The 11,694-nt window shown below is 67.9% G+C and carries 7 protein-coding genes; 6 read left to right on the top strand and 1 reads right to left on the bottom strand.

Annotation, left to right across the window (positions count from 1 at the left end):
- Nucleotides 1-13: 13 nt before the first annotated feature.
- Nucleotides 14-2,023, top strand: a complete 2,010-nt coding sequence (locus A5771_RS01170; protein WP_064853369.1) for a cytochrome c oxidase assembly protein — start codon at nt 14-16, stop codon at nt 2,021-2,023.
- A 4-nt stretch (nt 2,024-2,027) separates the two neighbouring features.
- Here A5771_RS01170 and A5771_RS01165 read toward each other — a convergent pair whose 3' ends face one another.
- Entirely contained in the window at nt 2,028-3,374 is a 1,347-nt protein-coding gene (locus A5771_RS01165; protein ID WP_064853433.1) for an MFS transporter, read from the bottom strand.
- A 233-nt stretch (nt 3,375-3,607) separates the two neighbouring features.
- On the opposite strand from A5771_RS01165, the gene A5771_RS23680 reads away from it, so the two are divergent.
- The 5 genes from A5771_RS23680 to A5771_RS01140 all read left to right on the top strand — a co-directional run bounded on the left by A5771_RS23680 (nt 3,608) and on the right by A5771_RS01140 (nt 11,681).
- Complete coding sequence (locus tag A5771_RS23680; RefSeq protein ID WP_064853368.1) at nt 3,608-3,787, top strand: hypothetical protein; 180 nt, start codon at nt 3,608-3,610, stop codon at nt 3,785-3,787.
- Nucleotides 3,788-3,791: 4 nt separating this feature from the next.
- Nucleotides 3,792-4,403, top strand: coding sequence for an LppX_LprAFG lipoprotein (locus tag A5771_RS01155; RefSeq protein WP_234782895.1), 612 nt, complete (start codon nt 3,792-3,794; stop codon nt 4,401-4,403).
- 154 nt (nt 4,404-4,557) lie between these two features.
- Nucleotides 4,558-5,016, top strand: a complete 459-nt coding sequence (locus A5771_RS01150) for a single-stranded DNA-binding protein (RefSeq protein ID WP_064853367.1) — start codon at nt 4,558-4,560, stop codon at nt 5,014-5,016.
- An 80-nt stretch (nt 5,017-5,096) separates the two neighbouring features.
- A complete protein-coding gene (gene ettA, locus A5771_RS01145) occupies nt 5,097-6,773 on the top strand; it encodes an energy-dependent translational throttle protein EttA (RefSeq protein ID WP_064853366.1) in 1,677 nt (558 codons plus the stop codon).
- Nucleotides 6,774-6,827: 54 nt separating this feature from the next.
- Complete coding sequence (locus tag A5771_RS01140; protein WP_064853365.1) at nt 6,828-11,681, top strand: NAD-glutamate dehydrogenase; 4,854 nt, start codon at nt 6,828-6,830, stop codon at nt 11,679-11,681.
- Nucleotides 11,682-11,694 lie beyond the last annotated feature (13 nt).

Here is an 11,694-nt window from a genome sequence, read left to right as displayed (position 1 = left end):
TACGCTGGGGGCCATGACGGCGATTCCGACCCGCGCCCGCTCGGCCCGGTACCTGCCGGTGCTGGCCGGGGTGGCGATCCTGGCCGGCTGCACCGCCGGCGGGATCGCCGCGCTGGCGTTGGCCGACGCGCTGACCGCGACCGGCCTGCCCGACCCCGGCCCGGTGACCACGCTGGGGCTGCCGTTCGTGCGGGCCGCCGGCGAGATCGCCGCGGTGCTGGCGGTGGGTTCGTTTCTGCTCGCCGCCTTTCTGGTGCCCCCGCAATCCAGCGGCGTGCTCGACGCCGCCGGTTACCGTGCGCTGCGGCTGGGCACCAAAGCGCTGGGAACCTGGGCGGTGTGTGCGGCGCTGCTGGTTCCGCTGACCATCTCCGATGTCTCCGGCCACCCGCTGTCTGAGCTTCTCGACCCGGTGCGGACGTGGTCGTTGGCCGGCCTGGTCAACACCGCATCCGCGTGGCGCTGGACCGCGCTGCTGGCCGCGGCGCTGACCCTGGCGAGCCTGCCGGTGTTGCGCTGGTCCTGGACGCCGGCGCTGCTGGCCGGATCGTTGCTGACGTTGGTCCCGTTGGGTTTGACCGGGCATTCGGCGGCCGGCGGATCCCATGACCTGGCCACCAACAGTCTGCTGATCCATCTGGTCGCCGCGGGGCTGTGGGCCGGCGGTCTGCTCGCCCTGCTGGTCCACGCGCTGCGCGGCGGGGAACACGCCGATCTGGCGGCGCGGCGGTTCTCGGCCGTGGCGCTGTGGTGCTTTGTGGCCATGGGCGTGTCCGGGGTGCTCAACGCGCTGGTGCGGCTGGCCCCCTCCGATGTGCTGACCACCGACTACGGCCGCTTGGTGCTGGCCAAGTTCGTCGCGCTGTGCGCCCTCGGAGTTCTCGGCTGGGGCCAGCGGCGCCGCGGAATAGCGGCGCTGCAGACCGAACCGGATGCGCGGGGACCGCTGATCCGGCTGGCCCTGATCGAAGCCGTCATCTTCGCGGTCACGTTCGGTATCGCGGTTGGCCTGGGCCGCACCCCGCCGCCCCCGCCGCCGGTGCTCAACCCGTCGATCCCGATGGTGAAGATCGGCTACGACCTCGCCGGCCCGCCCACCGTGGCGCGCATCCTGTTCGACTGGCGGTTCGACGTGATCTTCGGCACCGCCGCGTTGGTGCTGGCGGCCGTCTACCTGGCCGGGGTGCTGCGACTGCGCCGCCGCGGCGACGCCTGGCCGGCCGGCCGCACCACCGCCTGGCTGCTGGGCTGTGCCACCCTGCTGATCGCCACCTCGTCGGGAACCGGGCGCTACATGCCGGCGATGTTCAGCATGCACATGGTCGTCCACATGATGCTGTCGATGCTGGTGCCGATCCTGCTGGTGCTGGGCGGGCCGACCACGCTGGCCCTGCGGGCGCTGCCGGCCGCCGGTCGCGGCGAGCCGCCCGGCCCGCGGGAATGGCTGCTGGCGGCGCTGCACAGCCGGGTCTCACGGGTTCTCACCAACCCGATCGTCGCGGCGGTGATCTTCGTCGCCGGCTTCTATGGGCTGTACTTCTCCACCATTTTCGACTCGATCGTCGGTAGCCATGCGGGACACGTCGCGATGAACGTGCACTTTTTGCTCAGCGGTTACCTCTTCTATTGGGTGGTGATTGGCGTGGATCCCACCCCGCGGCCGATCTCACCGCTGGCCAAGCTGGCGGTGGTGTTCGCCTCGCTGCCGCTGCACGGCTTCTTCGGGGTGTTCCTGATGGGCATGCACAAGGTGCTGGGCGAGTGGTTTTACGCCGGCCTGCGGCTGCCCTGGCACGCCGACCTGGCCGGAGATCAGCATCTGGGCGGCGGCATCACCTGGGCGGGAGGCGAACTGCCCTTGGTGCTGGTGATGATCGCGTTGCTGGTGCAGTGGCATCGCAGTGACGCCCGGACCGCCAAGCGGCTCGACCGCTCCGCGGACCGGGACGAGGACGCCGAGCTGGCCGCCTACAACGCGATGCTGGCCGAGGCGGCCCGCCGTGACGCGCTCGGGCAGCGCTGAGCCGTCAATCGGGTAGCCCGGCCTCGGCGATCGCGTCGGCTTCTTGTTCGGTGGCCACCGACGGCCCCGAGCCGGGCAGGACCTTTCCGGCCGTCTCGGGCGTGAACCACAGCGTGATCGCGCCCACGACGCCCGCGGCCATCAGGATGAAGGCCGGCACCATCACGTTGCCGGTTCCCGACACCAGCGTCTCGGCGATCAGGGGAGTGGTGCCACCGAACGTCGAGACCGAGATGTTGAATCCGATGGCCACCGCGAAAAAGCGCACCTGGGTGGGGAACAGCGCGGGCAGCGTCGACGGCGTGGTGCTGTTGAAGCACACCAGCATCAGCCCGATGAGCAGCACACCGAGCAGCCGGATCGGATAGTTGCCGCCGTGGCGGATCAGCAGGAACGCCGGAACGGAGCCGAAGATCAGCAGGCTGCTGCCGGTCCACAGCAGCGGCTTGCGGCCGATGCGGTCGGACAATCTGGCCAGCGGCATCACGACGACCAACATCAGCAGCAGCGCCACCACGATCATCGTGAGCCCGCGGCTGCCGCTGATACCGCCGACCTGCTTGAAATACGTCGGCAGGTATCCGGTGAGCATGTAGTTGGTGACGTTCTCGGCCAGCACCAGGCCCATGCAGATCAGCAGTCCGCTGCGCTGTCCCACGACGGTCTGCCGGAACTGCTGCCACCCGGTTTCGCTGGCCACCGAGTTGTCCGCATCGGCGTTTCCTAGCTCTTCAAAGGCCGGTGATTCATCGATGCGCAGCCGCATGAACAGCGTGATGAGGGCCAGCGGCACGCCCAGCAGGAAGGGGACTCGCCAGCCCCAGTGCAGCATGTCGGACACCGGCAGTTGGGATTGGATCAGGGTGACCACGCCGGCGCCGGTGATGTAGCCGCCCAGGGTGCCCAACGGCAGATATCCGGTCAGCGCGCCGCGGGTGCGGTCCGGGGCGTGTTCGCTGACGTAAGTCATCGCGCCGACGTACTCGCCGCCGGTGGAGAAGCCCTGCATGAGCTTGGTGAGGATCAGCAGGACCGGAGCCCAGATCCCGATCGCTTCGTAGGACGGCAGCAGTCCCGTGATCGTGGTGCCGACCGCCATCAGCGAGACGGTCATGATCAGGACCTTTTTGCGGCCGATGCGGTCACCGAGTGCGCCGAAGAATATCCCGCCGAACGGCCGCACCGCGAAGGCCGCGGCCAGGGTGCCGAACGTGGCGATCAGGCCCACCGCGCTGGAGCTGTCGCCGGGGTAGAAGACTTGCGCGAGCGTGGTGGCGAGGAAGCCGTAGATGCCGAAGTCGTACCACTCCATGAAGTTGCCGACAGCAGTGCCGGCAATCGAGCGTCGCATGGCTTTCGGGTCCGAGACCCGGATTTCGTCGCGTGCCCATGTGTTGCGGTAAGTGTGTGCACCGCTGCCGGACTGGCCTTTGGTATCCACCGCAAGCAAGGTATACCAACGGTTGCCTCGCCGCCCGGTGCCCCTGACGGGTCCGCCGGTTCGAGGGCACCTAGCATGACGGGCATGCGCAGGCTCCCCGCCGTACTGACTGTTGCGAGTGCCGCTGCTGCCCTGGTCGCCGGTTGCTCGTCCAACCCTTCAACCGCGCCGTCGGTTTCGTCGTCTGCTGTCACCCCGACAGTCCAATCGACCACCGCATCGACCTCCGCGCCGCCGCCGTCGTCGGCGCCCGAACCATCTTCGGCTACCGGATCGGCTACGTCCTCGAAGCCGTCGCCCACGTCCTCGAAGAAGGCCAGTGAGCCACTGCCGACCGCCGCGGCGATTCTCAAGGAGTCCAGCGCCACCACCGCAAGAGTCGACAGCGCGCACCTGAGTTTGTCGGCGAGCAGCAGCATCGAGAATATGGCGATCACCGCGCTCGACGGCGACGTGACCCGGCAGCCTGCCGAGGCGGCGAAGGGCTACGCCAAGATCAAGTACCGGGGGGCTCCGGCCTACGTGGAGTTCGTAGTGTTCGGCGGAGACCTCTACGTGTCGCAAGATGATGACCAGTGGATTGACTACGGGCCGGCTGCGAACTTCTTCGACGTGGCGTCGATCCTGAGCCCGGAGACCGGACTAGCCGACATGCTGACCGACTTCATCGACCCGGAGGTCGAGGGCCGCGAGACGATCGATCTCGGCTCAGACGAAGTGCACACCGTCCGGATCAGCGGCCAGGTGTCGGCCCGCGCGGCCAAGAAGATCGTGCCGCAGTTGCCGGCCGCCAAACGGACGTCGTGCACGGTCTGGATCGAGGAGACCGGTGATCGTCACCTGGTTGCGCTCAAGCTGGGGTCCGGTGCCGACGAGTCCGTTGTGATGACGTTCTCGAACTGGAATGCGCCGGTGCGCGTCGGCAAGCCGCGGGTGTAACCGCTCGCCGCGAGGTAGTCCCCAGTTCGCGTTTCTTCCACAGTTGCCGTTGCCCGCGACGGTTGCGCGGGCCTGGTTGTCGGGTCCGCCGGGCTCAATGGGTGCAGCACCGGCGGACCTGTCAGCTCCGCCGCAACCAGGAAGGAAACGTGCAATGTATGAAACTCCGTTGACCATCATCGGCCACGTCGCGAGCGACCCGATCCGGCGCCGGGTGGGGGAGCACGAACTGATCAAGTTCCGGATCGCCAGCAACTCGCGCAAGCGCGGCGCCGACGGAAACTGGGAGCCCGGTAACTCCCTGTACCTGACGGTCACCTGCTGGGACCGGTTGGTCACCGGCGTCGGTGCGTCGCTGAGCAAGGGGTTGCCGGTGATCGTGGTCGGGGACGTATTCACCAGTGAATACGAGGACAAGGACGGCAATCGCCGATCGTCGGTGGAGCTGCGCGCGACCGCGGTCGGGCCCAACCTGGCGCGCTGCGCGGCCCGGGTGGAAAGGATCATCGCCGCCGGACCGGACAATCCGCCGGCCGCAACCGCGGTTGCGGAGGCCGACTGCCCGGCCTGCGCCGACGACGATGCCGAGGACGGGATGGCGCTGACGGCCTGAGCGCAGCCGACAGCGGGGTGAATCCACCGCCTAGGATGGTCGACGAGCAAATTCGCGAGACCAGGAGGCGACACCGCGGTATGGCTGAGTTCATCTACACGATGAGGAAGGTCCGCAAGGCGCACGGCGACAAGGTCATCCTCGACGACGTCACGTTGAGTTTCCTGCCGGGGGCCAAGATCGGTGTGGTCGGCCCCAACGGGGCCGGCAAGTCGAGCGTCTTGCGGATCATGGCGGGGCTGGACACCGCCAACAACGGTGACGCATTCCTGGCCCCCGGGGCCAGTGTCGGCATCCTGCAGCAGGAGCCGCCGTTGAACGAGGAGAAGACCGTCCGCGGCAACGTCGAGGAAGGTCTGGGCGACATCAAGGTCAAGCTCGACCGGTTCAACGAGGTCGCCGAACTGATGGCCACCGACTACACCGACGAGCTGATGGAGGAGATGGGCCGGCTGCAGGAGGAACTCGACCACGCCAACGCGTGGGACATCGACTCCCAGCTCGAGCAGGCCATGGACGCGCTGCGCTGCCCGCCGCCCGACGAGCCGGTCACCAACCTCTCCGGTGGCGAGCGGCGCCGCGTCGCGCTGTGCAAGCTGCTGCTGTCCAAGCCCGACCTGCTGCTGCTCGACGAGCCGACCAACCACCTCGACGCCGAGAGCGTGCAGTGGCTCGAACAGCACCTGGCCGCCTACCCGGGGGCGATCCTGGCGGTCACCCACGACCGCTACTTCCTCGACAACGTCGCGGAATGGATCCTGGAACTCGACCGCGGCCGGGCCTACCCCTACGAAGGCAACTACTCGACGTATCTGGAGAAGAAGGCCGAGCGGATCGCCGTTCAGGGCCGCAAGGACGCCAAGCTGCAGAAACGGCTGCAAGAGGAACTGGCCTGGGTGCGCTCGGGCGCCAAGGCCCGCCAGGCCAAGAACAAGGCCCGGCTGCAGCGCTACGAGGAGATGGCGGCCGAGGCCGAGAAGACCCGCAAGCTCGACTTCGAAGAGATCCAGATCCCGACCGGGCCGCGGCTGGGCAACCTGGTGGTGGAGGTTAAAAACCTCGACAAGGGGTTCGGCGGACGTTTGCTGATCAAGGATCTGTCGTTCACCCTGCCCCGCAACGGCATCGTCGGCGTGATCGGCCCCAACGGTGTCGGCAAGACCACGCTGTTCAAGACCATCGTCGGACTGGAGGCACCCGACAGCGGCACGGTCAAGGTCGGTGAGACGGTCAAGCTGAGCTACGTCGACCAGTCCCGGGCGGGCATCGACCCGAAGAAGACGGTCTGGGAGGTGGTCTCCGATGGGCTCGACCACATCCAGGTCGGCCAGAACGAGATCCCGTCGCGGGCCTACGTGTCGGCGTTCGGCTTCAAGGGACCCGACCAGCAGAAGCCGGCCGGGGTGCTCTCCGGCGGGGAACGCAACCGGCTGAACCTGGCCCTGACCCTCAAAGAGGGCGGGAACCTGATCCTGCTCGACGAGCCGACCAACGACCTGGACGTCGAAACCCTGGGGTCGCTGGAGAACGCGTTGCTGAATTTCCCCGGCTGTGCGGTGGTGATCTCCCACGACCGGTGGTTCCTCGACCGCACCTGCACCCACATCCTGGCCTGGGAGGGCGACGCCGACGAAGAGGCCAAGTGGTTCTGGTTCGAGGGCAACTTCGGCGCCTACGAGGAGAACAAGGTGGAACGGTTGGGGGCCGAGGCGGCGCGCCCGCATCGAGTGACCCACCGCAGACTCACCCGCGATTAAGGTAAGTCCGGTAGCGGCGCTGCCGGAACTGACACTTGGTCAGGAGGGGTGGGGATGACGGGATCCACCGAGCGGCGATCGGCCGCATGGACGACGTTTCCCGATCCCGCTCGGCCGCACGACATCCCCGAGTGGGTCGCGGCCGCCTATCTCGCCACCCATCGCGGACCGCACAGCGATGCGCTGGGCGGCGACGACACCGGCGGTGCTGAGTCCGCCGATCGAACCGGCGCCACGGCGACTGTGGCCCCGGCGCTACTGGCGGCCCACGCCCGGCTGGCCCAACATCGGCCGGCCGGCGAGACCCGGGTCGGCGTCTACACCGCGGACGACCCGGCCGGATTCGGCCCGGCCTTGCAAGCGGTCACCGGGCATGCCGGCATGCTGGTGGATTCCGTCGCCGTGCTGCTGCACCGCCTGGGGGTGGCCTACCTCGGCATCATGACGCCGGTGTTCACCGTGCACCGGGATGCCGACGGCGAACTGCGCAGTGTGGAGCCGAGATCCGCAGACGGCGCCGCCGGCTCGGAAACCTGGATCCACGTCCAGCTCTCGCCGTCGGTCAGCCGCGAGGCGTTGGCCGAGGCCGAACAACTGCTGCCGCACGTGATGGCCGACGTCCGTCAGGTGGCCGCCGACTCCCAATCCATGCACGATGCGCTCGACGCGCTGGCCGTCGACGTCGAAACCGACCCGCAAGGTCACTACACCGCGCCGGACCGCGACGATGTGGCCGCGCTGCTGCGCTGGCTGGCCGACGGGCACTTCGTACTGCTGGGCTACCAGCGCGGGGTGGTGCGCGACGGGCAGGTGCTGGTCGAAGACGCGGACCGGATGGGTGTGCTGCGGGTGCGTAAGTCCTTGCGGCCCATGCTCACCGGCGACAATCTGCTGACGCTGGCGCAGGCCACCGTGCCCAGCTACATGCGGTTCGGCTCACACACCTACGTCGTGGTGATCCGGGAGAACACCGGCGACGACATCGTCGCGCACCGCTTCGTCGGGCTGTTCACCGCCGGGGCGATGAACGCCGACGTCTTCGAGATCCCGGTCATCTCCCGGACGGTGCGTCAGGCGCTGGCCCTGTCCGAGAGCGAGCCCGGCCACCCGGGTCAGCTGCTGCTCGATATCATCCAAACCGTCCCGCGCTCAGAGCTTTTCGCGATCAGCTCCGAGCAACTGCTGAACATGGCGATGGCCGTCGCCGATCTGGGCTCGCGGCGCGGCGCGCTGCTGTTCCTGCGCGGCGACCGCACCGGACGTTTCGTATCCTGCCTGGTCTATTTGCCGCGCGATCGTTACACCACGCCGGTCCGGCTGCAGATGGAGGACATTCTGGCCGCCGAATTCGGCGGTGTCGGTGTGGAATACAGCGCCCGGGTCAGCGAAGCTCCCTGGGCGCTGATCCATTTCATGGTCCGGTTGCCCGATGATCCCAAGGCGCGCACCGTGGACACCTCCGAGGCCAACCGGGTGCGGATCCAGGCGCGGTTGACCGAGGCCAGCCGCACCTGGGCGGATCGGATGATCGGCGCTGCGGCCGGAACCCCGGCAGAGAGCCAGGCGCAGCACTACGCGGCGGCCTTCGCCGAAACCTATAAACAGGCCGTCACCCCGGCCGAGGCCGTCGACGACATCGCGATCATCGAGGAACTCGCCGACGGCTCGGTCCGCCTGGTGGTCTCCGGCTACGGCACCGACGACGCGGTCCTGTTGACCTGGTTCCTCGGCGGCCGCGGCGCGTCACTGAGCCAACTGCTGCCGATGCTGCAGTCCATGGGCGTGGTGGTGCTCGAGGAGCGTCCGTTCACCGTGGCCCGCGCCGACGGTCTGACCGTCTGGATCTACAAGTTCAAGGTGTCGCCATACGCCAGCATCGAGATACCGGCAACCGGCGCCGAACGCGATGCGGCCCAGCGACGATTCGCCGACGGGGTCACCGCGATCTGGGAGAGACGGGTTGAAGTCGACCGGTTCAACGAGCTGGTGCTGCGGGCCGGGCTGACCTGGCAGCAGGTGGTGGTGCTGCGCGGTTACGCCAAATACCTGCGCCAGGCGCGTTTTCCCTACAGCGAGAACCACATCGCGTCGGTGCTCAACGAGCATCCGGACACCGCGCGGGCCTTGGTGGCATTGTTCGAGGCACTGTTCGACCCGTCCCGGGAGTCCCGCAGCCGCGATGCCCAAGCCGCTGCCGCGGACGTCGCGGCGGGCATCGATGCGGTGGTGAGCCTGGACACCGACCGGGTGCTGCGCGCGCTGGCCTCGCTGATTCAAGCCACGCTGCGCACCAACTACTTTGTCACCCGCGCGGATTCGGCTCGTGCGCAGAACGTGTTGGCGCTCAAGCTGGACGCCGGGCTGATCGACGAGTTGCCGCTGCCGCGCCCCAAATTCGAAATCTTCGTCTACTCGCCCCGCGTCGAAGGGGTGCACCTGCGGTTCGGGTTCGTATCCCGCGGCGGCCTGCGCTGGTCGGACCGGCGCGAGGACTACCGCACCGAGATCCTCGGGCTGGTCAAGGCCCAGGAGGTCAAAAACGCCGTCATCGTCCCGGTCGGCGCCAAGGGCGGGTTCGTGGTCAAACGCCCGCCGACGCCCACCGGCGACCCGGCCACCGACCGCGAAGCGACCCGCGACGAGGGGATCGCCTGCTACAAGCTGTTGATCTCCGGCATGCTCGACGTCACCGACAATGTCGACCACGCCACCCGAGCGGTCAGTGCCCCACCACAGGTGGTGCGGCGCGACGGCGACGACGCCTATCTGGTGGTGGCCGCCGATAAGGGCACCGCCAGCTTCTCCGACATCGCCAACGAGGTCGCGCAGTCCTACGGCTACTGGCTCGGTGACGCGTTCGCCTCCGGGGGATCGGTCGGCTACGACCACAAGGAGATGGGCATCACCGCCAAGGGTGCCTGGGAATCGGTCCGGCGGCACTTCCGGGAAATGGGCGTCGACACGCAGACCGAGGATTTCACCGTCGTCGGCATCGGCGATATGAGCGGCGACGTGTTCGGCAACGGAATGCTGCGCAGCGAACACATCCGCCTGGTGGCCGCATTCGACCACCGGCACATCTTCTTGGACCCCGACCCGGATCCGGCCCGGTCCTTCGCCGAACGTCAGCGGATGTTCGACCTGCCGCGATCCAGCTGGGACGACTACGACAAGTCGCTGATCAGTCCCGGTGGCGGTGTCTATCCGCGGGAGCTGAAGTCGATAGCGATCAGCTCCGAGGTACGGGCGGTACTGGGTCTCGACGAGGACACCGGCGAGCTGACACCGCCCGCGCTGATCCGGGCCATCCTGCGTGCGCCGGTCGACCTGTTGTTCAACGGCGGTATCGGCACCTACGTCAAAGCCGAGTACGAATCCGACAGCGACGTCGGCGACCGTGCCAACGACCCGGTGCGGGTCAACGGGAACCAGGTGCGCGCCAAGGTGATCGGGGAGGGTGGCAACCTCGGGGTCACCCCGTTGGGCCGCGTGGAGTACGACCTGTCCGGCGGCCGGATCAACACCGATGCGCTGGACAACTCGGCCGGTGTCGACTGCTCCGACCACGAGGTCAACATCAAGATTTTGATCGACTCCCTGGTCACCGTCGGCAAGCTCGACGTCGCCGACCGGCCGCAGCTGCTGGCTTCGATGACCGATGAGGTCAGTGCGCTGGTGCTGGCTGACAACAGCGCGCAGAACGATTTGATGGGCACCAGCCGCGCCAATGCCGCCAGTCTGTTGCCGGTGCACGCCGACCAGATCCGGCACCTGGTCGCCGACCGCGGCCTGAACCGCGAGCTGGAGGCACTGCCCTCGGAGAAGGAGATCGCCCGGCGCGCCGAGGCCGGGCTGGGTCTGGCCTCACCGGAGCTGGCGACGCTGATGGCTCACGTCAAACTGACGCTCAAGGCGGCGGTGCTGGCCACTGACCTGCCGGAACAGGACGTGTTCGCCGCCCGGTTGCCGCAGTACTTTCCCTCACAGCTGCAGCAGCGCTTCGCCCACCAGATCCGCTCGCATCAACTGCGCCGCGAGATCGTGACCACGATGCTGATCAACGACGTGGTGGATACCGCCGGTATCACTTACGCCTTCCGGATCACCGAGGACGCCGGCGTCGACCTCATCGACGCGGTTCGGGCCTACGTCGCCACCGACGCGATCTTCGGGGTGGGCGAGCTGTGGCGCCGGATCCGGGATGCCGGTGAGCGCGACGGACTGCCGGTGGCGGTGACCGACCGGATGACGTTGGATCTGCGTCGGCTCATCGACCGCGCCGGACGCTGGCTGCTCAACTATCGTCCGCAGCCGCTGGCGGTCGGCGCCGAGATCAACCGGTTCGGCGAAACGATGAGCCAGTTGACGCCGCAGATGTCGCAATGGCTGCGCGGCGACGACGCCGCCATCGTGGCCAAGCACATCGGAGAGTTCCGCTCCCAGGGCGTACCACAGGACCTCGCCGCCGACATCGCCACGGGCCTGTACCGCTACAGCCTGCTCGATGTCATCGATGTCGCCGACATCACCGACCGCGACCCCGCCGAAGTCGCCGACACCTACTTCGCGTTGATGGATCGGCTCGGCACCGACGGGCTGCTGACCGCGGTGGCCCGACTGCCCCGCGATGACCGCTGGCATGCCTTGGCGCGGTTGGCGATCCGCGACGACATCTACAATTCGGTGCGATCGTTATGCCTGGACGTGCTGGCGGTCGGCGAACCGGACGAGGACGGGATGCAGAAAATCACCGAATGGGAATCGACCAACGGCTCACGGGTGGACCGGGCGCGGCGCACGCTGGCCCAGATCTACGAGTCCGACCAGCGGGACCTGGCCACCCTCTCGGTGGCGGCCCGACAGATCCGCAGCATGACCCGCGCCAGCGGCCGGGGCTCGACCTCGTGAGCAAACCGGGTTT

The sequence above is a fragment of the Mycolicibacter sinensis genome (assembly GCF_001667375.1).
GTDB classification, from domain to species: domain Bacteria; phylum Actinomycetota; class Actinomycetes; order Mycobacteriales; family Mycobacteriaceae; genus Mycobacterium; species Mycobacterium sinense_A.
The sequence above is the reverse complement of the archived record's forward strand: the minus strand, read 5'-3'. Positions and strand labels throughout refer to the sequence as shown.

Bases quoted from the DNA above. Each gene is read 5' to 3' on its own strand.
- A5771_RS01170 (WP_064853369.1), top strand. From the start codon at position 14: ATGACGGCGATTCCGACCCGCGCCCGCTCGGCCCGGTACCTGCCGGTG.
- A5771_RS01165 (WP_064853433.1), bottom strand. From the start codon at position 3,374: ATGCGACGCTCGATTGCCGGCACTGCTGTCGGCAACTTCATGGAGTGG.
- A5771_RS01150 (WP_064853367.1), top strand. From the start codon at position 4,558: ATGTATGAAACTCCGTTGACCATCATCGGCCACGTCGCGAGCGACCCG.
- ettA (WP_064853366.1), top strand. From the start codon at position 5,097: ATGGCTGAGTTCATCTACACGATGAGGAAGGTCCGCAAGGCGCACGGC.
- A5771_RS01140 (WP_064853365.1), top strand. From the start codon at position 6,828: ATGACGGGATCCACCGAGCGGCGATCGGCCGCATGGACGACGTTTCCC.